A 25,317-nucleotide genomic window follows, 5' to 3' on the forward strand; every position below is an offset into this window, starting at 1 on the left:
CTCGTGTTTCTCACTCCGCCGGCGGAGGTGACGCCTCGGGGTGCACCGTGATCTCGGTGATCCGGTTGCCGTTGCGGGCGGCCACCTCCAGGGTGCCGCCGGGGGCGGCCAGCACCTCTCCGACCTGCGGGATGTGCCCCAGCCGGGAGATCAGGTAGCCCGCGACGGTCTCGTAGCCGCCGTCCTCGAGCTCGATGCCGGTGGTGTCCGCGAAGTCCTCGAGCGTCATCGCGCCGTCGATCCGGGACAGATCGCCGTGGTCGCGGATGCGGGTCTCGCCGTGGTCGTACTCGTCTCGGATGTCGCCGATCATCTCCTCGACGAGATCCTCGAGGGTCACGATGCCGTCGGTGCCGCCGTACTCGTCCACCACCATCGCCAGATGGGTGCCGCCCTCCCGCATCGTGGCGACCGACGGGATGACCCGCTTGGTCCCCGGCAGCGCCAGCACCGGACGGCACACGTCCCGGATCGTGCGCTGATCGGTCGCGGTGACACCGAGCAGGTCGCGTACGTGCAGGAACCCGAGGATGTCGTCGAAGCCCTTCCCGGTCACCGGGTAGCGGGAGTAGGGCAGGTCGCGCACCTTCTCGGCGGCCGCGGGAAGCGGCATCGAGGCGGGCAGGAAGGTGACGTCGCCGCGTGGGCGCATCACCTCCCGCAAGGTCGTCTCGGTGGTGGCGAACACGTCACGGAGGATCCGGCGCTCCTCCTCCTCGAGATCCTGGTTCGTGGAGACCATCTGCCGCAGCTCCTCCTCCGAGACCTGTTCGGTCGCGGCCTTGGGATCGCCGCCGAGCAGACGCACCACGGCGTTGGTCGAGATCGAGAGCAGCCAGATGACCGGCCGCATCACGTTGGCGAAGCGGTCCAGGACGGGCGCGACGGCGAGCGAGATGCCGGCGGACTTCTGCAGCGCCAGCCGCTTGGGCACCAGCTCGCCCAGCACCAGGGAGAGATAGGCGATGAACAGGGTCAGCACGATCAGCGCCGTGGTCTCGGCGAGCGCCTCACCCATGCCGAGACGCTCGAGGTAGGGCGCGACGTCCGGAGCGATCGCCGACCCACCGTAGGCCGCGGAGAGGAAGCCCGCGACGGTCACGCCGATCTGCACCGCGGCCAGGAATCGGTTGGGATCACGGGCGACCTGCGCCACTCGGGCCCCGCGAGGCCCCTGACGCTCCAGAGCGGCCAGCTGGCTCTCCCGCAACGACACCAGCGCCAGCTCGGTCGCCGCGAAGACACCGCCGACCAGTACGAACACCAGGACCAGCCCGAGGCTGAGGAATGTCTGCGTGTCCATCATGCCCGCTCACCCGTCGTGTCGATCCCAGGTGAGCGGTAGGAACTTCGAGGCTTCTTCTTCACGCACAAGAATCTACAGCTCCGATGCACGTCAGCCCGGTTCCGGCGCGGCGACCGGCCGCCTTCGGCGGCGGGACTTCCTCGCTCGGCGCGAGCGGATGAGCAAGCTCACCGCCCGACCTCGCTCGTCAGCCCTCCAAGCGAACCACGACCCCCTTCGAGGTCGGGGTGTTGCTGCCCTCGGCGACGCTGTCGAGCGGCACGAGGACGTTCGTCTCCGGATAGTACGCCGCCGCCGAGCCCCGGCTCGCCGGGTAGGCGACCAGGGTGAATCCGGGTGCCCGCCGCTCGACACCGTCCTTCCAGACCCCGACGATGTCGACACGGTCGCCGTCGGCGAGCCCAAGCTCGGCGATGTCGTCCGGGTTGACCATCACCACTCGGCGGGCCTGGTGGATGCCGCGGTAACGGTCGTCCATCGCGTACGGGATGGTGTTCCACTGGTCGTGCGAGCGCAGCGTCTGCAGGATCAGGTGGCCCGGTGGCGCCTGCAGCCAGGTCAGGTCGTTGCGCGTGAAGACGGCCTTGCCGCTCGGCGTGCGGTAGACGCCGGAGTTGACCGGGTTCGGGAGGACGAAGCCGTTGGGCTCCTTGATCCGCTCGTTGAAGTCCTCGAACCCCGGCACCACCCGAGCGATGCGACCGCGGATCCGGCTGTAGTCCGCCTCGAAGTCCGCCCACGCGATGCCGTAGCGGCGACCGATCGTGGCTCGCGCGATGCGCGAGACGATCGCGACCTCGCTGAGCAGGCTCTTCGAGGCGGGCTCGAGCTTGCCGCGGGTCGCGTGCACCGAGCTCATCGAGTCTTCGACGGTCACGAACTGCTCGCCGCTCGCCTGGACGTCGATGTCGCTGCGGCCCAGCGTGGGCAGGATCAGCGCCGTCTGCCCGACAACGGTGTGCGAGCGATTGAGCTTGGTGGAGATCTGGACCGTCAGGCTGCATCTCCTCAGCGCCGCCTCGGCGACGTCGCTGTCCGAGATCGCCCGGACGAAGTTGCCGGCGACGCCCATGAAGACCTTCGCCTTGCCGTCCCGCATCGCCCGGACCGCGTCCACAGAGTCGTATCCGTGCTTGCGTGGCGGGTCGAAGCCGAACTCGGCACCGAGCGCGTCCAGGAAGGAGTCGGGCATCTTCTCCCAGATACCCATCGTCCGGTCGCCCTGGACGTTGGAGTGGCCCCGGACCGGGCACACGCCCGCACCAGGCTTGCCGATGTTGCCCCGCAGCATGAGGAAGTTGACCACCTCGCGGATCGTCGGAACACCGTGCTTGTGCTGGGTCAACCCCATCGCCCAGCAGACGATGACCGACCGGCTCGCCAGCACCTGCTCGTGGACCGCCTCGATCTCCTCCCGCGTCAGCCCGGTGGCCTCGAGCGCGGACTCCCAGCTGATCGCGCGGGCATGCTCGGCGAAGGCATAGAACCCGGTCGTGTACTCCGCGATGTACTCCCAGTCCAGCACCCCTCCCCCTGCGTCCCGGTCGGCCTCGAGCAGAAGGCGGTTGAGCATCTGGAACAGGGCGAGATCGCCGCCGGGCCGGATCTGCAGGAACTGGTCCGCGATCTGGGTGCCCCGGCCCACCACGCCACGAGCCTTCTGCGGGTTCTTGAACCGCATCAGTCCCGCCTCGGGCAGCGTGTTGACCGCGAGCACCTTGCCGCCGCGCTGCTTGGTCTCCTCCAGCGCCGACAGCATCCGCGGGTGGTTCGTACCCGGGTTCTGGCCGACGACGAACACCAGGTCCGCGTTGTAGATGTCCTCGAGCTGGACGCTGCCCTTGCCGATCCCAAGTGTCTCGTTGAGCGCCGAGCCGCTGGACTCGTGGCACATGTTCGAGCAGTCAGGCAGGTTGTTCGTACCGAAGGCCCGGGCGAAGAGCTGCACCAGGAACGCGGCCTCGTTGTTCAGCCTGCCCGAGACGTAGAACAGCGCCTCGTCGGGAGAGTCGAGACCGTTGAGCTCTGTGCCGATGGTCTCGAACGCCTCCTCCCAGCTGATCGGCTCGTAGTGGGTCGCACCTGGCCGCTTGACCATCGGCTCGGTCAGCCGGCCCTGCTGGTTGAGCCAGTAGTCCGACTTCCCGTCGAGCTCCGCGACCGAGTGCCGGGCGAAGAACTCGCGCGTCACCCGACGCGAGGTCGCCTCGTCGGCGATGTGCTTCGCGCCGTTCTCGCAGTACTCGTTCTTCGCCCGGTGCCCCGGGTCGGGCCAGGCACATCCGGGACAGTCCATCCCGTCGGCCTGGTTGAGGTTCAACAACGTCAAGGCCGTACGCCGCACCGACGTCTGCTTCAACGAGTACTCGATCGCCTTGCGCACCGCCGGGACACCGGCGGCCCACGTCTTCGGCTCGCTGACACCAAGCGCGTCCACCGGATCGCCCACCGGGTACGCACCGTTCGCGTCTCGCTTCACCACAACCGCTCCTTCTCGCGACTCGTGCTAGCTGGCCGACCTGGGCAGCTCGTCGGCCAGCTCGACCACCGGCTCGTCAGCCATCTCGACCAGTTCCACCGCCTCAGCAGGCGCATCCGGGTCGCGGGAGACCCGGATGACGAAGTCGTCGCCGTGTTCGGAGACCCCGTAGACCACGGCCTGCTCGACGGCCCTGGAGGCGTACTCGGCGCGGACCACCAGCGGGTCCGCCCGGAGGTCCTTCACCAGGGACACGCACAACGCGATCATGACCAGCACGAACGGCACGGCGGCGACGATGGTGAGCGTCTGCAGGCCGCTCAGCGCGTCGGTACCACCGACCAGGAGCATCACCGCAGCGACGGCACCGGTGGCGACGCCCCAGAAGATCACCGTCGGCTTTCCCGGCTCGATGGAGCCGCGCTCGGAGAGGGTAGCCATGACGATCGAGGCCGCATCCGCCCCCGAGACGAAGAAGAGCGCGACCAGGATCATGACGACGACGCTGGCCACCGTCGCGAGCGGGAAGGACTCGAGGGTCGTGAACAGCTGGGTCTCCACACCACCCGCGCCGGCGATGTCCACGCCGTTCTGCTGCAGGTTGAGCGCCGCGCCACCGAAGATCGCGAACCAGGCCAGGCTCACCAGCGAGGGAACGAGCAGCACGCCGGTCACGAACTGGCGAATCGTCCGACCGCGGGAGATCCGCGCGATGAACATGCCGACGAACGGCGTCCACGAGAGCCACCACGCCCAGTAGAAGACCGTCCAGCTCGACAGCCACGTCGCGGTCTCGGAACCCTCTGCCGACGTACGCGCCGACATCATCGCCACCTCCTGGAAGTAGCTCCCTACGGTCGTCGGGATCAGGCTGAGGATGAAGACGGTCGGCCCGGCCAGGAAGACGAACAGGGCGAGCGAGACGGCGAGCACCATGTTGATGTTCGAGAGCCACTGGATCCCCTTGGCCACACCGGAGACCGCCGAGACGACGAACCCGACCGTGAGCACCGCGATGATCACGACCAGGATGCCGTTGCCCGTCGAGCCGATCCCGCCGACGATCTCGAGGCCGCTGCGGATCTGGAGCGCCCCCAGCCCCAGCGACGCCGCCGACCCGAAGAGCGTCGCGAAGATCGCGAGCATGTCGATGATCTTCCCGCCGGCACCGTGCGCGTGGCGCCCGAGGAGGGGCTCGAACACCGAGCTGATGAGCAGACCGCGCCCTTTGCGGAAGACGCTGTACGCGATCGCGAGCCCGACCAGGGCGTAGATCGCCCACGGGTGGATCCCCCAGTGGAAGAGAGTCGTGGCCATGGCGGTCTGGATCTGCTCGGACTGGCCGTCGCCGGCTGTGCCCGGCGGAGGCGAGACGTAGTGGCTGATCGGCTCGCTGACGCCGTAGAAGATCAGGCCGATCCCCATGCCGGCGCTGAACATCATCGTGATCCACGAGACCGTGCGGAACTCGGGCTCCTCACCGTCCCTACCGAGCGGGATGTTCCCGAACTTGCCGAACGCCAGCCACAGCACGAACCCGACGAAGGTCGACGCCGTAGTGACGAAGAGCCAGCCCAGGTTGGCCATCACCCACGACAGCGAGCGCCCCGAGACCGACGCCAGCGACTCGGTGCTGACGAATCCCCAGACCAGGAAGCCGACCGCGATGACTGCCGACACCCCGAAGACGACGCGGTCGAGCCCCCCGGTGTCCTTCGCAGGCTCCTCGGGAGGACAGTCGAGGGCCGGATGGGTCGGGGCCCCGTTCTGGCCGGCGGCTGGGCGTGACGCCTCCGGGGAAATGTCTCCGCTGCCTGCAGATGAACTCATGACGCGCTCCGATCGAGGGCTTTGGGGATGAGCAGCATCTGTCGGTGCCATCGAGGCTCCGGGCGCGGCACTTCAGCGGGGCGCTATCCCGGGCAGATGCTGATATACTAGTTATCATATATGTGATGCATCACACGAGCAAGGACCGGATCGCGATGACGAGCCGTTCGACTCGGGACGGCCGCGGCGGGCGCGCGGCGTTCGGCACGTCATTGCCCGCTGACTGATGTATCAGCCTAAGATGGTTAAAAGTGCACAGGCAGGAACGGACGAGTAGGGCATGGATTCATGACGGTTGACGAGATCCTGGCAACGACGGCGAATCCCCCCGCCACCTCGCTTGCCGAGCAGGCCTACCTCTACATCCGCGACCGCCTGGTGATGCTCGACATCCGGCCGGGGGCGCCGATCAACGACGCTCAGATCGCCGCCGCCATCGGCATGGGCCGCACCCCCGTGCGGGAGGCGATCAAGCGCCTCGAGGCCGACCACCTGGTTCACTCCTTCCCCCGCCGCGGCACGTTCGCGACGACCATCGACGCGACCGAGCTCAGCGCGATCGCCGAGATCCGGCGCCAGCTGGCGCCGCACGCGTCCCGCGCCGCCGCAGAGCGCGCGACCGAGCAGCAGCGCGAGCAGATGCGCGCCCTCGCTGCCCAGATCGGCAAGGGCAAGCTGGGCGACGGCGACCGCACCGCGCTGATGCAGGTCGACAAGGCCGCCCACGGCCTGATCTACCAATCCAGCGGCAACGCTCACCTCGAGGACATTCTGATCAGGTACGACAACCTCGCCATCCGGATCTGGTGGATGGTCATCGACCGCCTTCCCGACCTGGCCCACCACGTCGTCGAGCAGGCGCAGCTCCTCAGCGTGGTCGCCGCGGGTGACGGCGACCAGGCCGAGAAGCTCACCCTCGAGCACATCGGCGGCTTCGAGCGAGAGATCCGTCAGGTCCTCTGATCAGCAGTCCAGCTGGATGTCTCCCAGCGGCTTGGAGCAGCAGATCAACACCTTCTGGTTGGCGATCTCCTTCGGCCGGATCCCGCCGTTGTGCTGCATGTCGACCTCTCCGGAGAGCATCGACACCTTGCAGGTCCCGCACATGCCCTGACCACAGGCGGCCAACGGCCGCATGCCGGCGGCCACCGCCGCCTCCAGCAGCGTCTCGTCCGGACCACAGGTGATCATGCGGCCGCTGCGCGCGAACTCGACCGAGAACCCGATCGCGGCCTCCTCCGCGGCTTTATCCGCGGCGTCCTGCTCGGCTTCCTGCTCGGTCGGTGGACCGGCCGGCAGGACAGGCGCCGCGGGCGCACTGAGGTCGAAGCTCTCCTCGTGATACTTCGACATGTCGTAGTCGAGCTCTTCGAGCAGCGACTTCGCCGCCGCCATGTAGCCCTCGGGTCCGCAGATGAACGTCTCACGCTCGTTGAGGTCGGGGGCCAGGATCTCGAGCACCGGCTTGGAGATGCGTCCCTGCAGCCCCATCCAGCGCTCGGTGGGGGCATCGCCCTCGCAGATCTCCACCACTCGCAGGTTGGGCATCAGGCGAGCCATCGCCTCGAGCTCGCCGCGGTAGATGATGTCGGCCGGCGTGCGCGCGCTGTGCACGAAGAGGATGTCCGCCTCGGAGCCGAGGTCGTACAGGGTCCGTGTCATCGAGAGCACCGGCGTGATGCCGCTCCCTGCCGAGAGGAACAGATACTTCGGCGCGTCCTCCTCCGGCAGCACGAAGGCGCCCGCCGGAGCGTGCATCGAGATCCAGTTGCCGGGTTCGAGATTGTCGTGCAGCCAGTTCGACACCACGCCGCCGGGGACCCGCTTGATCGTGATCGCCAGGCGGTCGGGCCGGGTCGGCGGGGAGGCGATCGTGTAGCAGCGAGTCATCATCTCGCCGTCGATCTCGACCCGCATCGTGATGAACTGGCCCGCCTCGAAGTCGAAGGGGCGCCGCTCGGGTGTCGTGAAGACGAAGGTCTTCACATCATGGGTGACCGCCAGAACCTGGCTGCACACCAGGTCCATCACGTCGCTCTCGGCCCAGCAGGGCTCCAGCATCCGCTTGCTACGGACGACCGCCGGGCGGCCGTTCTGCAGGCCGAACGAGTTCGGCTCCGACACCTTGGGGATGTCCGTCTCCATGATGCTCATGTGTGTGCTCCCGAATCCTGCTAGGCGTTGGCTTGGACGCGTTGGACGTACCAGGTGACGAAGGCGTCGACCTCGCCCTCGACGATCGAGTACGGGCCGGGTACGTAGCCCGGGTCCGCGACTCCTCGCTGCGTGCCCTCCACCAGGACGCGGTCCTGGTCGTTGGTGGCCCGCCAGACAGAGGTGAGCGACTCGACCGAGTAGTCCACCCCTTCGACGGCCTCCGGGTTCACCAGCCAGGTCGTCCGAACCAGCGTCCGGTCGACCGCCAGCGGGATCACCGAGAAGACGACGGCGTGGTCACCGAGGAAGTGGAACCACGAGTTGGGCTGCATGTGCAGCGAGAGATCTCCGAACCTCGGGTCCTCGATGGACCCCATCAGCTTGGCGCAGAGCTGCTGTCCGTCGGGGCCGAACGAGGCCCCCGCGCCGTCGAGCGGGAGGTGCGAGATCTGGAACGCCGTCGCGCGCCCCTCGAGCTCGCAGCGCTCGCCGATGGGAAAGCCGATGGCCGCGCAGGCCTTCTCCAGATCGGCCTGCGCCGCCTGGTAGCGCTCGAAGGTCGACTGCATACGCGGCGGCACGTCCTTGGCCTCGTACCGGCTGATCGGGAAGTAGGCCGTCACCAGCTCGGGGTGGGAGGCGTCGCAGTGGTGGCACTCACGGTTGTTCTCCATCACCAGCTTCCAGTTGCCCTCCTCCACGATGTCGGTCTGGTGGGCGACCTTGGCCGAGGCGAGCGAGTAGGGCTTCAGGTAGGGCTCCAGGAACTCGCTGACCTCGTCGAAGTCGGCCGGCGGCTCCTCGGCCAGGCAGAGGAAGACCAGCCCGCCCACGGCGCGGACGTTCACCGGCTTGAGCCCGAACTTGTCGTACTCGAACGAGTCCTGCTGGGACTCGGCGAAGATCAGGCTGCCGTCGACCCGGTAGGTCCACTGGTGATAGGGGCACACGATGTTGCCGATCGAGCCACATGCGGACTCGAGCAGCCGTGATCCGCGGTGCCGGCACACGTTCCGGAAGGCGCGGACGTTCTCGTCGTCATCGCGGACGACGATCACGGAGTGCGCGCCCACATCGATGGTGACGTAGTCACCGGGGTCCGGGATCTCGGCCTCGGCCACGGCGAAGATCCAGTGCTGCCCGAAGACGATGTCGAGATCCTGCTCGTAGATCTCCGAGCTTGTGTAGAACGGCGCCTCCAGGCTGTAGCCGGATGCTCGCCTGTCCGCCAAGGACGCCAGGTCCGCAGGCGTCGTTTCGATGCTCATTCGCGTCACGCTCATGTCTCCCACGCTCAGATCCGGGCAGGTACCGGGGTTCAAGATGACAGCGGCCCGTCAGTGAACAGTTGTTTCGCTCTGCACAACTACTGCGTACCGTGAAACGATTCTGCCGCGCCAAATGTGACGCTGTCAACGGATCGATGTCGATTCGGTCACAGGATTTACGCGCGCCCGCCGATGTACGCGACGCGGCCCGCATGCACAGGGCATGCGGGCCGCTCTTGCGTGCCGGTTCAGCGCCCCCGGCAGGGCACAGATCACTCTGCCAATCACTCGGCCTTGGGGAAGCCGTTTCGCTCGGAGATGGACGCAGCGGCCGCGAGAACGTGCTCGGCCAGCTCGGCCGCATTCTCGGCGGTGATGCGGAACGACGGCCCGGAGACCACCACGGCAGCGATCACCCCGCCACCGATGGAGCGGATCGGCGCCGCCACTCCGGCGAGCCCGATCTCGTGCTCATCGACCGAGTAGGCATATCCCAGCTCCCGGATCTCGGCGAGCTGCTCCTCGAGCTGCTCCGGGTCGACGACGGTCTCCTCGGTGTAGCGCTCGAGCCCACGATCCAAGATGTGCCGACGCTCCTCCGGCCTCATGGTCGCCAGGAAGACCTTCCCGGAAGCGGTGGTGTGCAAGGGGCTCCGCTGCCCGACCCAGTTCACCGAGGTGACCTCGGCACTCCCGATCACCTGGTCGATCGTGATGGTCTCCGCGCCGTCGTTGATGACGATGTTGACGGTCTCCCCGACCTCGTCGGCCAGCGCCATGGAGATCGGTCGGCTGGTGACCGAGATGTCGTGCTTACGGGTCGCGCCGGCAGCCAGCTGGATGACGCCGTAACCGAGCTGGTACTGCCCACGGCTGGAGTTCTGTTCCACCAGCCCCCTCGCCTCGAGCGTCGCCAACAACCGGAAGATCGTCGACTTGTGCACCCCCAGCTCCTCCGAGATCGGCGTGACGCCGACCGCCCCCCGCCTGGCGAGCACCTGGAGGATCGAGATTGCTCGGTCGACTGAGTGAACGGTCGTACTCCGCGTTTCGCTCGTGTTGCTCATGGCGAAACAGTATGCACTCTGGACAGATCCACCCCAGGGGCCCCCGTACGAGATGGGTCTTGATGTGCACGTGACGAACGGTCTAGTTTGGGTCAACGGTTGTTTCACATAGCGCTCTTGTTTCGCAGAAAGAAACAACCGTGAAACCTGAGTACGCCAGACGCCCCATCCCGGGGCAGGAAGAAGAGACGCCATGGCAGACAACAGAGTCGTCGTCTACAAGGGGCCGGGCGAGGTGGCCGTCGAGACCATCGAGTACCCGAAGCTGGAGCTCCCCGAGGACGTCGTCAGCGGCCTGGGCATCAAGCGCGCCGCGCCGCATGCAGTGATCCTCAAGCTCGTGACCAGCAACATCTGCGGCAGCGACCAGCACATGGTGCGTGGCCGGACGACGGCGCCTGTGGGCCAGACCCTCGGCCACGAGATCACCGGCGAGATCGTCGAGATCGGGGACGACGTCCTCTTCCACGAGGTGGGCGACATCTGCTCGGTCCCGTTCAACATCGCGTGCGGTCGCTGTCGGATGTGCAACGAGGGCAAGACCGGCATCTGCCTCAACGTCAACCCGGCGCGGGCCGGCGCGGCGTACGGCTACGTGGACATGGGCGGCTGGATCGGCGGTCAGGCGGAGTACGTCATGGTCCCGTTCGCCGACTTCAACCTGCTGAAGTTCCCCGACCGAGACCAGGCCCTGGAGAAGATCCTCGACCTGACGATGCTCTCCGACATCTTCCCGACCGGCTACCACGGCGCCTATACCGCCGGTGTCACCACCGGTTCGACCGTGTACGTGGCGGGCGCCGGCCCGGTCGGGCTCGCCGCGGCGTACTCGGCGCAGCTGCTCGGGGCCGCGACCGTCATCGTCGGCGACATGAACGCGGCCCGGCTCGAGCAGGCCGCCAGCTTCGGCTGCGCGACCGCGGACCTGTCCTCCGGTGACGCCCTGGCGGACATCATCGCGGACATCCTCGGCGAGCCGGTGGTCGATGCGGCCGTCGACGCGGTCGGCTTCGAGGCCCGCGGTCACGGCCGCGACGCCGCCGAGCAGCCTGCCACCGTCCTCAACGACATCATGGAGGTGTCCCGCGCGGGCGCCTCGCTCGGCATCCCCGGCCTGTACGTGACCGGCGACCCGGGTGCCGTCGACGATGCCGCCAAGCAGGGGCAGATCGGCGTCAGGCTCGGCCTGGGCTGGGCCAAGTCCCACACCTTCGTGACGGGTCAGTGCCCGGTCAAGCAGTACAACCGCCAGCTGATGAACCTGATCCTCGCCGACAAGGCCCACATCGCCGACGCCGTCAACGCGAAGGCCATCAGTCTCGACGAGGCTCCGGAGAGCTACGCCGCGTTCGACCAGGGCGCGGCCACCAAGTACGTGATCGACCCGCACGGCATGGTGAGCTGACCCCAGCGGACAGCGCAACGGTCCTGCCCCTGGCCACGTCGGCCAGGGGCAGGACCGTTTCACCGCCCCAACCTCACCGCTCCAACTTCACAGCCCCAACGGTTTCACAGACCCAACAGGAGGCGCGCCTCTCCCACGGTGACGACAGAGCCCGTGACCAGAACCCGAGCCGGACCTCCGTCGCCCGCGGAGAGAGTCGAGGCGACGCTGGTCGCCTCGAGGAGCGCGTCGCCGAGGTCATCGATCTCCACGACCCGGTCCGCGCCGAGGAGACGTCGAGCCGCGGCAGCGGTGACGCGAGCGGACAGCGACCTCGGACTGCCGTTCCGGGTGCAGATCATCGTCGTCACGACGGGCTCGAGCTCGGCGAGCATGCCCGCGAGGTCCTTGTCGCCCATCGCGGCGACCACGGCGACGGTCGGCTGCCCGCCCAGGTCGGAGAGGCCGGCTGCCAGGGCTCTGGCGCCGCCGGGATTGTGGGCGGCGTCGAGGATCACCTCAGGGGTTCCGGGCAGCACCTCCAGCCGTCCGGGCGACCTGGCCGAGCCCAGTGCCCGACGCAGCGGCTCCACGGGGATCACCTCGCCGAGGAGAGCTTCGACGCTCGCGATGGCGAGCACGGCGTTGTGCGCCTGATGACGCCCGTGAAGCGACAGCGGGAGCTCGGGATAGTGTCCCGCGAGGCCATCGACCGAGATGATCTGGCCGTCGCCGAGCGCTCGTCGGCCGCTCAGACGGAAGTCGAGGCCCTCGACCATGAGTCTCGCGAGAGACGTGTAGGCGTGAGCCCGGAGGAGCTGCTCGACCTCGGGTGTCTGCCGAGCTGAGACAGCCAGCGCACCAGGCTTGATGATCCCGGCCTTCTCCGCCGCGATGTCGAGCACGGTCGGGCCCAGATAGTCGACATGGTCGAGGCCGATGGGGAGGATCGCCGCGACCGGGGCGTCAATGACGTTGGTCGCATCCCATCTGCCACCCATGCCGACCTCGACCGCCGCGACGTCGATGTCGGCGCTGGCGAACGCCTGGTACGCCATGGCGACCGTCATCTCGAAGAACGACAGCGGAGTGCGACTCTCGCCGTCGAGTGCCTCGGCCGCGGGCAGGACGTTCCGATAGGCCTGGACGAACCCGTCGTGCGAGATCGGCCGGCCGCCGAGGCTGATCCGTTCCCGGATGTCGGTGAGATGGGGACTGGTGAACCTGCCGACCGTAGTGCCCAGCTCGAGCAGGATCGCCTCGACCATCCGCGCGGTGCTCGTCTTGCCGTTCGTACCGGTGATGTGGATCGACCGGAAGCTGTGTTGCGGCTGGTCGAGCGTGTCCATCACCGCCCGGATGCGCTCCAGGGACGGCGCGATCCTGGTCTCGGGCCAGCGGGCGAGGAGCTGGCGTTCCACCTCGGTGACGTCGAGGTCGGCGGCCGGAACCGCCGCGGCGCCCGGCCGCCGACTCACCGCTCCCCTGCCCGGGCGCCGACCAGCTCGGCTCCGACGGTGCGGCCATGCAGGCGCGCGGCGACCCTGGAGGCGGCAGCGGCACCCGAGACCGAGTGCACGCGCACTCCCCAGGCGCCTCCGTACGCGGCGATGGCAGCCACGGCGTCTGAGGCCTCGTCACGGTCGGCAGGAACGTCGGATTCACGTCGTCCGTACGTCGCCACCTCGGCGAGGAACCGTTTGCGGGAGGCTCCGACGAGGACGGGGCAGCCGAGCTCTCTCAGCACAGGCAGGGCCGAGAGCAGCTCCCAGGACTGGGCGGCGTTCTTTGCGAACCCGAGGCCGGGGTCGAGGATGATGCGCTCGGCGCGTACGCCTGCGGAGAGAGCCGAGTCGAGGCGGCCACGAAGCTCGGCGCACACGTCGTCGACGACCGAGTCGTAGTAGGAGAAGTCGTCCATCCGCACGGAGTGGGCCCGCCAGTGCATGAGTACGCAGGTGACGTCGGCCTCGGCGAGGAACGGCAGCATCTCGGGGTCGGCGAGGCCACCGGAGACGTCGTTCACGATGACGGCACCGGCTCGGACCGCCTGCCGGGCGACCGATGCCCGCATGGTGTCGACCGAGACCGGGAACCCGCCCCCGGCCAGGGCCTCGACCACCGGGACCACGCGGGCGAGCTCTTCGCTCTCGCTGACGCGGCGGGCACCGGGCCTGGTGGACTCGCCGCCGACGTCGAGGATGTCGGCGCCGTCTCGCATCAGCTCGGCGCCTCGGCTGACGGCGGCCTCGACGTCGAGGAACCTGCCGCCGTCGGAGAACGAGTCGGGCGTGACGTTGATGATGCCCATCACCTGACAGCGCTGGGCTGCCGCGCTCGCCAGCTGTGTGACACTCATGCCAATGCCCCGGCGATCGCCTCCCGGGCAGCCTGATGCTGTTCGGCGATCTCGACGATGTTGGTCAGCAGCATGGCGCGGGTCATGGGTCCGACGCCGCCGGTGGCACCGGTCATCTTGCCGGCGACGACGTCCACGTTCGGGTCGACGTCGCCCAGGATGCCCTCGATGGTGCGGGTGATGCCGACAGACAGGACGGTGGCGCCGGGGCTGACCCAGTCGGGCTTGACCAGGTGAGCGACGCCCGCGGCGGCGACGATGACGTCCGAGGCCCGGGCGTGAGCGGCGACGTCGCGGGTCTCGATGTTGCACAGGGTCACGGTGGCGTGCTCCGTAGGGCGGGTGAGCATGAGCCCGAGAGGCCTGCCGACGGTCAGGCCGCAGCCGATGACGCAGAACCGCTGTCCGGTGATCGGCACGTCGTGCTGCCGCAGGAGCTCGATGATCCCGCGCGGCGTGCACGGCAGCGGCGCCGGGGTCCCGAGCACCAGCTTGCCGAGGTTCGTCGGGTGGAGCCCGTCGGCGTCCTTGGCCGGGTCGATGAGCTCCAGGACCCGGTAGGTGTCGACGTGCGGAGGCAGCGGCAGCTGGACGATGAAGCCGGTGCAGGTCGGGTCATCGTTGAGCTGTTGCACCGCGGCCTCGATCTCCGCCTGCGATGCGGAGGCGGGAAGCTCGATCCGGATCGAGGCGATCCCCACCTCGGCGCAGTCGCGGTGCTTGCCGGCGACGTACGACCGGGAGCCCGGGTCGTCCCCGACGAGGATGGTGCCGAGGCCGGGGTCGATACCGGCCTCGTGCAGCGCCTTCACCCGCTCGGCGAGGCCGGCCTTCAGATCAGCGGCGACGCGCTTGCCGTCGATCTTTGCTGCGATGCTCATGCGCTTCTCCTTATCGTGGTCTGAGCCGATAGTTCGTCCCTGGTCCGTCGTCAGGGTGCGTGCTGGGCAAGGCGCCCCCGCGAAGGCATACCGGGGTCTTTCGAGCGGGGGCAACGCCGCCCAGTGCGTGCCATGGCGGCGGACCGGGGACGAAATTGAGGCGATGACCACGGAGCCCGACGTCAGCATTCGATGACGTTGACAGCGAGGCCTCCGCGGGAGGTCTCCTTGTACTTGATCTTCATGTCGGCCCCGGTCTCGCGCATGGTCTTGATCGCGGCGTCGAGAGAGACACGGTGGCTGCCGTCGCCGCGGGCGGCGATGCGGGCGGCGTTGATGGCTTTGTTGCTGGCGATGGCGTTGCGCTCGATGCACGGGATCTGCACCAGCCCGCCGACGGGATCGCAGGTGAGGCCGAGGTTGTGCTCGATCCCGATCTCGGCGGCGTTCTCCACCTGCTCCGGCGTACCGCCGAGCACCTCGCACAGAGCGCCGGCCGCCATCGCGCAAGCCGAGCCGACCTCGCCCTGACAGCCGACCTCGGCACCGGAGATGGATGCGTTGATCTTGAACAGGATCCCGACCGCGGCGGCGGCGAGGAGGAACCTCACGATCCCGTCCTCGTCCGCGCTGGGCACGAACTTCTCGTAGTAGTGAAGGACCGCCGGGACGATGCCCGCCGCGCCGTTGGTCGGCGCGGTCACGATCCGCCCGCCGGACGCGTTCTCCTCGTTGACGGCGAGGGCGAAGAGGTTGACCCAGTCCATCGCCCTGAGCGGGTCGGTGTCGTCGGTGACGGCGTGGAGGTGGGTGTAGAGACCCGGGGCGCGTCGGGGGACCTTCAGCCCGCCGGGCAGCGTGGGCTCGGTGCGGGTGCAGCCGTTGTGCACGCACTCCTGCATCACCGACCAGATGTGCAGCAGCTCGGCGCGCACCTCGCCCTCGGTGCGCCACGCCATCTCGTTGGCCATCATCACGTCGCTGATCCGCTTGCCTGACCTGGCGCAGGTCGCGAGCAGCTCCGCTCCGGTGGTGAAGGGGTACGGGATCGGGGTCGCGTCCGCGACGATCCGATCGGCGCCGGCCGCGGCCTCGTCCACGACGAAGCCGCCGCCGACCGAGTAGTAGGTGCGCTCCAGGAGCGTCGCCCCGGTGGCGTCGAACGCGCGGAAGATCATGCCGTTCGGGTGCGCGGGAAGGGTCTTGGTGCGATGCATGACGACATCGTCGGCATCGAACTCGATGTCCCGCCCACCCCCGAGCCGCAGGTGACGAGCGGCACGCACCTCGGCCACGCGGGCGTCGGCGTTGTCGGTGTCGACGGTCTCGGGGCGGTTGCCCTCGAGACCGAGGACGACGGCCTTGTCGGAGCCGTGGCCGTGGCCGGTGGCGCCGAGCGACCCGAACAGCTCCACCTGGACCCGGGCGACGCCGTCGAGCAGCGAGCCTTCCTTCAGGGCGTCGGTGAACTGCACCGCCGCACGCATCGGGCCGACCGTATGGGACGACGACGGCCCGATGCCGACGGAGAACATGTCGAACACGCTCAGCGCCATCAGCCGGATCCCAAGCGATGCATCGAGCTTGTCGAGACGCGATGTATCGAGCCTGTCGAGATGACCTTGAACTCGGCCATGGCGTCGATCAGCCAGCGGCCCAGGAAGTCGGCGTACGAGGCGCGCGGAAGGATCCGATAGGACTCGTTCTCGACCTTCCAGAGCAGCACCGGGACACGTCCGATGCTGGTGGCGACGGCGGTTCCGGGCGAGAAGGCCCGAGGATGGAGGTCGAGCGGGCAGCCCTTCTCGAGCACCGCCCGAGCCGACGGGCCCTCGAGCCGGATCGTGGTGCGGTTGGCCGAGAGGTCGAGGACCGCGGAATCACCGGCTGCTGCCCCCGCGCGCAGGTAGGACACCAGGGTGGAGCCGCCCACGCTCTGGGAGATGACCAGATACTCGTCGGGCGAGAGCCACAGGACGGCCACGTCGTGGCCGATGGCGACCTCCCCGCAACGGGCTGGAAGCTCGGTGCCGAGGACCGGGGCCAGGCGATCCCGGTCCGGCGAGCCGATCGGCACGCGCAGACCCACCATGGTGAGGAACTGCTCCTCGCGCACCCGCACCCCCCGGGCTCCCGCGACGCCGGCGTCGATGAAGTCGCCGTGCAGGTGTTGGGCGGGGCTGACACGTAGATCATTGATCGTCTTGTCGAGCGGCTCGATCGTGGTCTCAACCATCGCGGCGGCTTCCTTCCGGGTCGTAGAGGACGGTTTCAGCGACGACGACGTCGACCATTCGGTCTCCGACCGGCGCGACGAGGGTCTGGCCGATGCGGTTGCGGCCATCCTTGATGAGCGCCAGGGCGAACGAGCGCCCGAGCGCGGCGCTGTGGTAGCTCGAGGTCACGTGCCCGAGCATCGGCACCGGGCCGTCGGCAGGAGTGATCGGCGTACCGGCCGCGACCAGCTGGGTGCCCTCGGGCAGCCGGAAGGTCTTGTCGACAGGCAGCACCGAGACGAGGTGTTTTCGGTCGGTGCGGGCGGTGTCGTCGCGGCTGTAGGACCGCTTTCCGACGAAGTCCTTCACCTTGGAGACGATCCACTCCATGCCTGCGTCCTGCGGAGTGACCGTGCCGTCGGTGTCCTGGCCGACGATCGGGTAGCCCTTCTCCGCGCGGAGAACGTGCATGGTCTCGGTGCCGTACGGGGTGATCGCCCACTCCTGGCCGGCGGCGTGGATCTCCTCCCACACCCGCTGACCGAACCAGGTCTCGACGTTGACCTCGAAGGCGAGCTCTCCGGAGAACGAGATCCGGCACACCCGCGCCGGGACGCCCGAGGCGAGCGTCGTCTCCCGGAAGCTCATGAACGGGAACGCCTCGTTGCTGACATCGAGCTCCGGCGCGATCTTGGCGATCACCTCGCGCGACTTCGGACCGACGACGGCGACGGTGGCCCACTGCTCGGTCACCGAGGTGAAGCTGACGTCCAGGGCCGGCCACTCGGTCTGATGCCATTCCTCGAGCCAGTCGAGGACCTTGGCGGCACCTCCGGTGGTCGTGGTCATGAAGTAGCGGCCCTCGTCGAGGCGGAGCGTGACGCCGTCGTCGAAGATCATCCCGTCGGGCGTGCACATGACGCCGTAGCGCGCGGAGCCGGGGGCGAGCTTCTTGAAGCCGTTGGTGTAGATCCGGTTGAGGAACTCACCGGCGTCGCTCCCCCACACCTCGATCTTGCCCAGGGTGGTCGCGTCCATCATGCCGACGGACTCACGGACCGCGGCGCACTCACGGAGCACGGCCTCGTCCAGCGACTCGCCGTTCCGCGGGTAGTACCACGGCCGAAGCCACTGCCCCACGATCTCCATCTCCGCCCCCTGCACCACGTGCCAGGGGTGGATCGACGTCAGCCGGGCGGGGTCGAAGAGATCTCCGCGCTCGCGGCCGGCGAGCGCGACGAACGGGACCGGAGCGTACGGGGCCCGGTACGTGGTCGTACCGATCTCGCCTGGGCTGCGGCCGTCGTTGAGCGCGGCCGCGATGACCCCGATCGCGTTGACGCCGGAGGTCTTGCCCTGGTCGTTGGCGGTGCTGATGGAGGTGTAGCGCTTGATGTGCTCGACGCTGCGCATGCCGGCGCCGGTCGCACGCAGCACGTCGTGCACCGTCTGGTCGCGCTGGAGGTCGACGAAGTGGTCGACCAGGTCATCGAGCGGGACGCCGTCCTCGGCCGCGAGCCACAGGCTGCGGGTCGTACCGCTGCCCGTCGCTGCGGGAAGGGGCTCGATCGGAGCCTCGAGCTCACCGACGAATCCGGCGGCGAGCAGAGCCGTCGAGGCCGAATGCCGGCCCTCGGCGAGGCACGCCTCGAGGGTGTAGCTGCCGCGGGCCGAGCCCACGATCTGCTGGCCGGCGACCTCCCCTGTGGGGACGAACCCAGCCAGGTCCTCGTCCCAGCGGACCTTTCCCTGCCGCTGGCTGTGCAGGTGCACCACTGGGCTCCAGCCTCCGGCGACTGCGACCACGTCGCAGGCGATGTCTCGCCGCTCGCCGACCGCGAGGCCGTTGTCGTCGATGGCCGACACCGTCGCGGTGGTGACCTGGGGGTCGCCGTCGGTGTCGAGGACGGCGGAGCCGAGGAGGACCTCGATACCGGCGGCCCCGGCTCGTTGGGCGGCTTCGGACTGCTCGGCGCGGGAGTCGACGACGGCCGCCACGGAGACTCCGGCGGCCGTCAGGTCTGCGGCGACGTCGTAGGCGCTGTCGTTCGTGGTCGCGAGCAGGATCCTGTCCCCTGCGGCGACGCCGTACCTGTTGAGGTAGGTGCGGACGGCGGAGGCGAGCATGACCCCGGGGCGGTCGTTGTTGGCGAAGACGAGGGGACGCTCGTGAGCGCCGGTCGCGACGATGACCTGCTGGGCACGGATGTGCCAGAGGCGCTGTCGCGACAGACCCGCGAGCTCCTCCTTGGCGGGGGCCTCGAGATGGTCGAGCCGGCTCTCGAGCGCGATCACGTAGTTGGAGTCGTAGCTGCCGAAGGCGTTGGTCCGGGTGAGGACCGTGACCTCGGGCGCGGCCGCGAGCTCCTCGGTGACGCCACGCAGCCAGGTGTCGCTGTCGACGCCGTCGACGCTGAGGGCGCGGGTGGAGAGCAGGGAGCCGCCGAGCTCGGGCTGGTCGTCGATGAGGATGACGCGGGCACCGGAGGCGGCGGCGGTGCTCGCGGCGGCGAGCCCGGTGAGGCCGGCACCGATGACGAGCACATCGGTGTGGACGTACTTCTTGTCATAGATCGCGGTGTCGTCGGCGGGGTCGAGCTCGCCGAGGCCGCTGAGGTAGTGGGCCTCGAGCCCGTCGACGAGCTCGACGGTCGTGGCGGGGAGCATCGACTCGGTGACCGAGTCACCGGGACGCCTCAGCTTGACCAGCGCGTTGGGCTCCTCGACCCCGGCGGCGATGACGCCGCGGGGGCGCTGCCGATACAGCGACGGCCCGCACTCGAGCACGCCGTTGGCGATCAACGCCGAGGCGAGGGTGTCACCGGCGTGGCCGGCGTACTCCTGGCCGTCGAGGCTGAAGGTGAGGCGGGTGGATCGGTCGATCCGGCCGCCATCTGGGAGGCGGTGCGACGTCGTGCTCACTGCGGGTCTCCATCCAGGGTGGGGCGCGGTTCGCCGGTGCGGTAGACGGCGGCGATGCGGTAGGTGACGGTGTCGCGAAGGACGTTGAACCACTTGCGGCATCCGGAGCTGTGGACCCAGCGCTCGGCGAAGATGCCCTTGGTGTTCTCGCGGTAGAACAGGTAGCGACCCCACTCCTCGTCGCTGAGCGTGTTCGGGTCCTCCGGGTACGCGACGTGGGCCTGTCCGCCGTAGTGGAACTCGGTCTCGTCACGGGACCCGCAGTTGGGGCAGCTGATGAGGATCATCGTCAGCTCCTTTCAGTGGGCCACGGCGGCTGCGCCGTGCTCGTCGATGAGGGCACCGGTGCTGAACCGCTCCAGCGCGAACGGTGCGTTGTACTCGTGCGGCTCGTCGTGGGCGATCGTGTGCGCCATCGTCCAACCGGCGCCTGGGGTGCCCTTGAAGCCTCCGGTCCCCCAGCCGCAGTTCACGTAGAGCTGGTCGATCGGCGTCTTGCTCACGACTGGGGAGGCGTCCGGGGTGACATCGACGATGCCGCCCCAGGTGCGCAGCAGGTGGGCTCGGGCGAAGATCGGGAACAGCTCGACGGCCGCTGCCATCTGTTCCTCGATCACGTGGAACCCGCCACGCTGGCCGTAGCCGTTGTAGGAGTCGACGCCGGCGCCCATGACCAGCTCGCCCTTGTGGGCCTGGGAGACGTAGACATGGACGTGGTTCGACATGACCACCGTGGGGTGGACGGGCTGGTGGAGCTCGGAGACGAGCGCCTGGAGCGGGTGCGACTGGATCGGCAGGTCGAAGCCGGCCATCTCGGCGAGCACGCTGGAGTGTCCGGCGGCGCACAGCGCGACCTTGCCGGCCGCGATCGTGCCGCGGCTCGTCCGGACCCCGGTCACCCGGTTGCCGTCCTTGACGATGCCGGTGACCTCGCAGTCCTGGATCAGGTCGACGCCGAGCTCGTCGGCCTTCCGGGCGAACGCCCACGCGACGTGGTCGTGCTTGGCGATGCCCGCGCGCGGCTGGTAGGTCGCGCCCATGACCGGGTAGCGGATGTTGTCGCTGGTGTTGATGATCGGGCAGACCTCCTTCACCTGGTCGGGGTCGAGCCACTCGGCGTCGACCCCGTTGAGGCGGTTGGCCTCGCAGCGACGCACCGAGTCGCGGACGTCCTGCAGCGTGTGGGCGAGGTTGAGCACGCCGCGCTGGCTGAAGAGGAAGTCGTAGTCGAGCTCGTCGGGGAGCACCTCCCACTGCTTGAGGGAGTGCTCGTAGATCGCCGCGGACTCGTCCCACAGGTAGTTGGACCGGATGATCGTCGTGTTCCGGGCCATGTTGCCGCCCGCGAGCCAACCACGCTCGAGCACGGCGACGTTCGTGATGCCGTGGTTCTTCGCCAGGTAGTACGCCGTCGCGAGACCGTGTCCGCCGCCGCCGATGATGACGACGTCGTAGGAGGACTTGGGCTCCGGGTTGCGCCAGAGGAAGTCGGGGTGCTCGGGCAGGAGGTCCGCCATCACACGGCTCCGTTCGACTCGATGAGGTGGGGGTAGAGCGGGTGCTTCTCGGCGAGGTTCGTGACCCGGCTGCGCAGCGCGTCGGCCGTCTCCTCGGTGAAGTCGTCCTCCTTCAACGCTGCCGCGATGATGTCGGCCACCTCGGAGAAGTCGGTGTCGCCGAACCCGCGCGTGGCCAGGGCCGGCGTGCCGATCCGCAGGCCGGAGGAGACCATCGGCGGGCGCGGGTCGAACGGGACCGCGTTGCGGTTGACGGTGATGCCGATCCGGTGGAGCCGGTCCTCGCCGTCTTGGCCGTTGAGCTCGGAGTCGCGCAGGTCGACCAGCACGAGATGTACGTCCGTGCCGCCGCTGACCACCGAGACTCCCGCGGCCGCGACGTCGTCGGCGAGCAGACGCTCGGCGATGATGCGGGCGCCCCGCAGCGTACGCTCCTGGCGCTCGCGGAACTCGGGCTCCGCGGCGACCTTGAACGCGACCGCCTTGCCGGCGATGACGTGCTCGAGCGGCCCGCCCTGCTGGCCGGGGAAGACCGCGGAGTTGATCTTCTTCGCGATCCCGGGGTCGTTGGTCAGGATGACGCCACCGCGAGGGCCGCCGAGGGTCTTGTGCGTCGTCGAGGTGACGACGTCGGCGAAGGGCACCGGGTTCGGGTGCAGGCCGGTCGCGACCAGGCCGGCGAAGTGAGCCATGTCGACCATGAGGCGGGCGCCGACCAGATCCGCGATCCGGCGGAACTCCGCGAAGTCGAGCTGGCGGGGGTAGGCGGACCAGCCCGCGACGATCAGCTTTGGCCGGTGCTCGAGAGCCAGGCGCTCGACCTCGGCCATGTCGATCATGAAGTCCTCGCGGCTGACCTCGTACGGAACGACCTGGTAGAGGCGTCCGGAGAAGTTGATCTTCATGCCGTGGGTGAGGTGACCGCCGTGGGCGAGCGAGAGGCCGAGGATGGTGTCGCCGGGCTCGAGGAGGGCGAACATCGCCGCGGCGTTGGCCTGGGCGCCCGAGTGCGGCTGCACGTTGGCGTACTCCGCGGAGAAGAGCGCCTTGAGACGGTCGATGGCGAGCTGCTCGATCACGTCGACGTGCTCGCAGCCGCCGTAGTAGCGCCGACCGGGATAGCCCTCGGCGTACTTGTTGGTGAGGACCGACCCCTGAGCCTCCATGACGGCGGCGGGAGCGAAGTTCTCCGAGGCGATCATCTCCAGCGTCGTCTGCTGGCGGCTCAGCTCAGCGTCGATCTGCTCGCTGACCTCGGGGTCGAGGGTCGCGAGCGAGGCGGTCAAGACGTCAACCACGGTGAACTCCCAAACTCTTGAAGTACGATTGATATATCAGTTGCTGATCAACAGTATGCTTGCTGGTGAAGAGGCCTGTCAACGGCCTCCCCACCCGATCCCGACCGGGGCGGTCAGCCCCGAAGACGGCTCATCCCGGGGTCGAAGAGCGGCTCGGGTGTGACCGTCGCCGGGATCCGCTGACCGAAGTACTCGATCTCGACCTGGTCGCCCTCGCCGATCTCGGCCGGCAGGTAGGCATAGGCGATCGGCTTGCCGATCGTGAACCCGTACGCCGCGCTCGTGACGTACCCGACGGCGGTCTCGCCCGACAGCACGGGCTCCTTGCCGAGCACCATGGACTTGCCGTCGTCGACGGTGAGGCAGCGGAGCCGACGAGCCGAGGTCTCCACCGAGCGGCCCTCGAGCGCCGTCTTGCCGACGAAGTCCTCCTTGGCGGTCTTCACCGCGAACCCGACGCCAGCCTCGTACGGGTCGTGCTCGGTGGTCATGTCGGCACCCCAGGACCGGTAGCCCTTCTCCAGCCGGAGCGCGCCGAAGGCGGCCCGGCCGGCGGCGACGACGCCGTGCTCCTGACCGGCGTTCCACAGGACGTCCCACAGCTTCTGGCCGTTCTCGGCGGAGGCGTAGATCTCCCAGCCGAGCTCACCGACGTAGGACAGGCGCAGGGCCGTGACGGGGATCCCGCCGATGGTGGCCCGCTTGCCGCGGAAGTACTTCAGACCGTCGTTGGTGAAGTCGTCGGCGCTGACCTTCGCGATCAGATCCCTGGCCAGCGGCCCCCACAGACCGATGCAGCACGTGCCGCCGGTGGTGTCCCGGACATGAGCGGCGAGGGCGGGGTCCTCGGCCCGCAGCTTGCGGGCCTCCCGGCGGAGGTACGCCAGGTCGACCGTCCCGTTGGCACCGACCTGGTAGAGCTCGTCCTCGAGACGGGCGACGGTGATGTCGCTCTTGATCCCACCCTGCTCGTCGAGGAACAGGGTGTAGGTCACCGCACCGGGCTTCTTGCTCACGTCACCGGTGGTGAGCCGCTGCAGCAGCGTTTCGGCGCCGGGACCGGAGACCTCGAGGCGGCGCAGCGGCGTCATGTCGTACATGGCGACCGCGGTGCGGGTCTTCCACGCCTCGACGGCCGCGATCGGCGAGTGGTAGCGCGCCGACCAGTCGTCGCGCGTCGGCGACTTCCACTCCTCCGGCAGCTGGTCCAGCAGGGCCGCGTTGGCCTCGTACCAGTGCGGCCGCTCCCACGTGCCCGCCTCGAGGAAGAAGGCGCCGAGCTCGACCTGACGGGCGTGGAACGGGCTGACCCGGATGTCACGGGGCGAGTCCTTGGGCTGCAGCGGGTGGAGGATGTCGTAGATCTCGACGAAGTTCTGCTGCGAGGTCTCGCTGACGTACGCCGGGGCCAGCTGGGTCTCCTCGAAGCGGTTGAGCTCGCAGTCGGCGAGGTCGTACTGCGAGCGTCCGGTCGTCAGCACCTCGGCCACCGCCCGCGCGACGCCGGCGGAGTGGGTGACCCAGACGGCCTCGGCCACCCAGAAGCCGTCGACGTCGCGGGACTCACCGACGAGCGAACCACCGTCCGGGGTGAACGAGAAGATGCCGTTGAACGACGACTCCGCGATCTCCGCCTCCTGCAGGCACGGGAGCAGCTTGCGGCACTCGTCCCACGGGCCATCGAAGTCCTCGGGCGTGAAGTCGAGCCGGGACGGCATGTTGTCGTGGTCGACGTGCTCCGGGGTCGGACCGAGGTCGGAGGCGACGTACGGCATCGGCTTGTGCGCGTACGAGCCGATGCCGTACGCCTCTCCCCACTCCCGGAAGTAGAGGTCCTGGTCCTGGTGGCGCAGGATCGGCAGGGTCGCACCGTCGGCCTGCTTGTGCTTGCCGCTCAGCACCGGGACAGGCGTGGTCTTGACGAACTGGTGGGCGAGCGGGAGGAGCGGCACCTTGGTGCCCGCCATCGCACCCACCTCGACGCCCCAGAACCCGGCACACGAGACGACGATGTCCGCCTCGACGACACCACCGGTGGTCTCCACGCCGGTGACGCGGCCGCCCTCCTGGAGGACGCCGGTCACCGCCGTGTGCTCCAGGTAGGTGACACCGGCCTCCCGCGTACGCTCGATGAGCAGGTCGACGGCCTGAGCCGCCCGGGCGAGACCGTCGGTCGGGATGTGCAGGCCGGCGAGGACCTGCGACTCGTCGAGGTGCGGGTAGAGGCGCTTGCACTCGGCGGGGCCGATGACCCGGGCGTCGATCCCCCAGGACTTCGCATAGCCCAGCTTGCGGTAGAGCTCGGCGACGCGGGCCTCGGTGGTCGCCACCTCGAGGCCACCGACCTGGTTGAAGCAGCTCACCCCGTCCCTCTCCAGGGAGAGGAACTTCTCGACCGTGTACTTCGCGAACAGGGTCATCGTCTTCGACGGGTTGATCTGGAAGACGAGACCGGGAGCATGTGAGGTCGAGCCGCCGGGCAGGCTGAGCGGGCCCTGCTCGATGACCGTGATGTCGGACCACCCGCGTGACACGAGTTCGTCTGCGAGGTTCGTGCCGACGATGCCGGCGCCGATGATGACTGTGCGGGGCGAGACGGTGCTGCGGGACGATGGCATGAGCTTCTCCGTGGT

The 25,317-nt window shown here is 68.7% G+C and carries 18 protein-coding genes; 2 read left to right on the forward strand and 16 right to left on the reverse strand.

Annotated features, from left to right (window positions below; all coding sequences use genetic code 11):
- Positions 1-10: 10 nt before the first annotated feature.
- The 3 genes from BJ988_RS17575 to BJ988_RS17585 all read right to left on the reverse strand — a co-directional run bounded on the left by BJ988_RS17575 (position 11) and on the right by BJ988_RS17585 (position 5,615).
- Positions 11-1,303 carry a hemolysin family protein gene (locus tag BJ988_RS17575; RefSeq protein ID WP_179659174.1) on the reverse strand — a complete coding sequence of 431 codons (1,293 nt, stop codon included), beginning with the start codon at positions 1,301-1,303 and terminating at the stop codon, positions 11-13.
- A 190-nt stretch (positions 1,304-1,493) separates the two neighbouring features.
- The gene (locus BJ988_RS17580) at positions 1,494-3,785 is read right to left on the reverse strand and encodes an FdhF/YdeP family oxidoreductase (protein WP_179659175.1); all 2,292 of its coding nucleotides are present in this window, start codon (positions 3,783-3,785) and stop codon (positions 1,494-1,496) included.
- Between the two features lie 27 nt (positions 3,786-3,812).
- Positions 3,813-5,615: a BCCT family transporter gene (locus BJ988_RS17585; RefSeq protein ID WP_246321516.1), complete on the reverse strand. Its 1,803-nt coding sequence runs from the start codon at positions 5,613-5,615 to the stop codon at positions 3,813-3,815.
- A 288-nt stretch (positions 5,616-5,903) separates the two neighbouring features.
- On the opposite strand from BJ988_RS17585, the gene BJ988_RS17590 reads away from it, so the two are divergent.
- Positions 5,904-6,578, forward strand: a complete 675-nt coding sequence (locus BJ988_RS17590; RefSeq protein ID WP_179659177.1) for a GntR family transcriptional regulator — start codon at positions 5,904-5,906, stop codon at positions 6,576-6,578.
- Here BJ988_RS17590 and BJ988_RS17595 read toward each other — a convergent pair whose 3' ends face one another.
- The 3 genes from BJ988_RS17595 to BJ988_RS17605 all read right to left on the reverse strand — a co-directional run bounded on the left by BJ988_RS17595 (position 6,579) and on the right by BJ988_RS17605 (position 10,107).
- A complete protein-coding gene (locus BJ988_RS17595; RefSeq protein WP_179659178.1) occupies positions 6,579-7,769 on the reverse strand; it encodes an FAD-binding oxidoreductase in 1,191 nt (396 codons plus the stop codon).
- A 20-nt stretch (positions 7,770-7,789) separates the two neighbouring features.
- Positions 7,790-9,040, reverse strand: coding sequence for an aromatic ring-hydroxylating oxygenase subunit alpha (locus tag BJ988_RS17600; RefSeq protein WP_179659179.1), 1,251 nt, complete (start codon positions 9,038-9,040; stop codon positions 7,790-7,792).
- 284 nt (positions 9,041-9,324) lie between these two features.
- Positions 9,325-10,107, reverse strand: coding sequence for an IclR family transcriptional regulator (locus BJ988_RS17605; RefSeq protein WP_179659180.1), 783 nt, complete (start codon positions 10,105-10,107; stop codon positions 9,325-9,327).
- Between the two features lie 193 nt (positions 10,108-10,300).
- On the opposite strand from BJ988_RS17605, the gene fdhA reads away from it, so the two are divergent.
- Positions 10,301-11,512: a formaldehyde dehydrogenase, glutathione-independent gene (gene fdhA, locus BJ988_RS17610; protein WP_179659181.1), complete on the forward strand. Its 1,212-nt coding sequence runs from the start codon at positions 10,301-10,303 to the stop codon at positions 11,510-11,512.
- 104 nt (positions 11,513-11,616) lie between these two features.
- Here the strand turns inward: fdhA and BJ988_RS17615 are convergent, their stop codons facing one another.
- The 10 genes from BJ988_RS17615 to BJ988_RS17660 all read right to left on the reverse strand — a co-directional run bounded on the left by BJ988_RS17615 (position 11,617) and on the right by BJ988_RS17660 (position 25,302).
- Positions 11,617-12,969 (reverse strand): glutamate ligase domain-containing protein, encoded by a 1,353-nt coding sequence (locus BJ988_RS17615; protein ID WP_179659182.1) that lies wholly within the window; start codon positions 12,967-12,969, stop codon positions 11,617-11,619.
- Entirely contained in the window at positions 12,966-13,850 is an 885-nt protein-coding gene (gene folP, locus BJ988_RS17620; protein ID WP_179659183.1) for a dihydropteroate synthase, read from the reverse strand. Before folP ends, BJ988_RS17615 begins: the two co-directional genes overlap by 4 nt.
- The gene (locus BJ988_RS17625) at positions 13,847-14,731 is read right to left on the reverse strand and encodes a bifunctional methylenetetrahydrofolate dehydrogenase/methenyltetrahydrofolate cyclohydrolase (protein ID WP_179659184.1); all 885 of its coding nucleotides are present in this window, start codon (positions 14,729-14,731) and stop codon (positions 13,847-13,849) included. The genes folP and BJ988_RS17625 overlap by 4 nt, the downstream gene beginning before the upstream one ends.
- 182 nt (positions 14,732-14,913) lie before the next feature.
- Positions 14,914-16,287 carry an L-serine ammonia-lyase gene (locus BJ988_RS17630; RefSeq protein ID WP_179659185.1) on the reverse strand — a complete coding sequence of 458 codons (1,374 nt, stop codon included), beginning with the start codon at positions 16,285-16,287 and terminating at the stop codon, positions 14,914-14,916.
- Entirely contained in the window at positions 16,287-16,967 is a 681-nt protein-coding gene (locus BJ988_RS17635; protein WP_179659186.1) for a sarcosine oxidase subunit gamma, read from the reverse strand. The genes BJ988_RS17630 and BJ988_RS17635 overlap by 1 nt, the downstream gene beginning before the upstream one ends.
- A complete protein-coding gene (locus BJ988_RS17640; protein ID WP_179659187.1) occupies positions 16,960-19,869 on the reverse strand; it encodes a 2Fe-2S iron-sulfur cluster-binding protein in 2,910 nt (969 codons plus the stop codon). Before BJ988_RS17640 ends, BJ988_RS17635 begins: the two co-directional genes overlap by 8 nt.
- Positions 19,866-20,156: a sarcosine oxidase subunit delta gene (locus BJ988_RS17645; RefSeq protein WP_179659188.1), complete on the reverse strand. Its 291-nt coding sequence runs from the start codon at positions 20,154-20,156 to the stop codon at positions 19,866-19,868. Before BJ988_RS17645 ends, BJ988_RS17640 begins: the two co-directional genes overlap by 4 nt.
- 12 nt (positions 20,157-20,168) lie before the next feature.
- Positions 20,169-21,386 (reverse strand): sarcosine oxidase subunit beta family protein, encoded by a 1,218-nt coding sequence (locus BJ988_RS17650; RefSeq protein ID WP_179659189.1) that lies wholly within the window; start codon positions 21,384-21,386, stop codon positions 20,169-20,171.
- A complete protein-coding gene (gene glyA / locus BJ988_RS17655; protein ID WP_343051667.1) occupies positions 21,386-22,684 on the reverse strand; it encodes a serine hydroxymethyltransferase in 1,299 nt (432 codons plus the stop codon). The genes BJ988_RS17650 and glyA overlap by 1 nt, the downstream gene beginning before the upstream one ends.
- A gap of 113 nt (positions 22,685-22,797) precedes the next feature.
- Positions 22,798-25,302: a GcvT family protein gene (locus BJ988_RS17660; protein ID WP_179659190.1), complete on the reverse strand. Its 2,505-nt coding sequence runs from the start codon at positions 25,300-25,302 to the stop codon at positions 22,798-22,800.
- Between the last annotated feature and the right edge of the window lie 15 nt (positions 25,303-25,317).

It is taken from the genome of Nocardioides panzhihuensis (genome assembly GCF_013408335.1).
GTDB classification, from domain to species: Bacteria; Actinomycetota; Actinomycetes; order Propionibacteriales; family Nocardioidaceae; genus Nocardioides; species Nocardioides panzhihuensis.

What these genes read in the sequence shown, in the direction of transcription:
- BJ988_RS17575 (WP_179659174.1), bottom strand. Translation starts at nt 1,303, where the DNA reads ATGGACACGCAGACATTCCTCAGCCTCGGGCTGGTCCTGGTGTTCGTA.
- BJ988_RS17585 (WP_246321516.1), bottom strand. Translation starts at nt 5,615, where the DNA reads ATGAGTTCATCTGCAGGCAGCGGAGACATTTCCCCGGAGGCGTCACGC.
- BJ988_RS17590 (WP_179659177.1), top strand. Translation starts at nt 5,904, where the DNA reads ATGACGGTTGACGAGATCCTGGCAACGACGGCGAATCCCCCCGCCACC.
- BJ988_RS17595 (WP_179659178.1), bottom strand. Translation starts at nt 7,769, where the DNA reads ATGAGCATCATGGAGACGGACATCCCCAAGGTGTCGGAGCCGAACTCG.
- BJ988_RS17600 (WP_179659179.1), bottom strand. Translation starts at nt 9,040, where the DNA reads ATGAGCATCGAAACGACGCCTGCGGACCTGGCGTCCTTGGCGGACAGG.
- BJ988_RS17605 (WP_179659180.1), bottom strand. Translation starts at nt 10,107, where the DNA reads ATGAGCAACACGAGCGAAACGCGGAGTACGACCGTTCACTCAGTCGAC.
- fdhA (WP_179659181.1), top strand. Translation starts at nt 10,301, where the DNA reads ATGGCAGACAACAGAGTCGTCGTCTACAAGGGGCCGGGCGAGGTGGCC.
- folP (WP_179659183.1), bottom strand. Translation starts at nt 13,850, where the DNA reads ATGAGTGTCACACAGCTGGCGAGCGCGGCAGCCCAGCGCTGTCAGGTG.
- BJ988_RS17625 (WP_179659184.1), bottom strand. Translation starts at nt 14,731, where the DNA reads ATGAGCATCGCAGCAAAGATCGACGGCAAGCGCGTCGCCGCTGATCTG.
- BJ988_RS17630 (WP_179659185.1), bottom strand. Translation starts at nt 16,287, where the DNA reads ATGGCGCTGAGCGTGTTCGACATGTTCTCCGTCGGCATCGGGCCGTCG.
- BJ988_RS17635 (WP_179659186.1), bottom strand. Translation starts at nt 16,967, where the DNA reads ATGGTTGAGACCACGATCGAGCCGCTCGACAAGACGATCAATGATCTA.
- BJ988_RS17645 (WP_179659188.1), bottom strand. Translation starts at nt 20,156, where the DNA reads ATGATCCTCATCAGCTGCCCCAACTGCGGGTCCCGTGACGAGACCGAG.
- BJ988_RS17650 (WP_179659189.1), bottom strand. Translation starts at nt 21,386, where the DNA reads ATGGCGGACCTCCTGCCCGAGCACCCCGACTTCCTCTGGCGCAACCCG.
- BJ988_RS17660 (WP_179659190.1), bottom strand. Translation starts at nt 25,302, where the DNA reads ATGCCATCGTCCCGCAGCACCGTCTCGCCCCGCACAGTCATCATCGGC.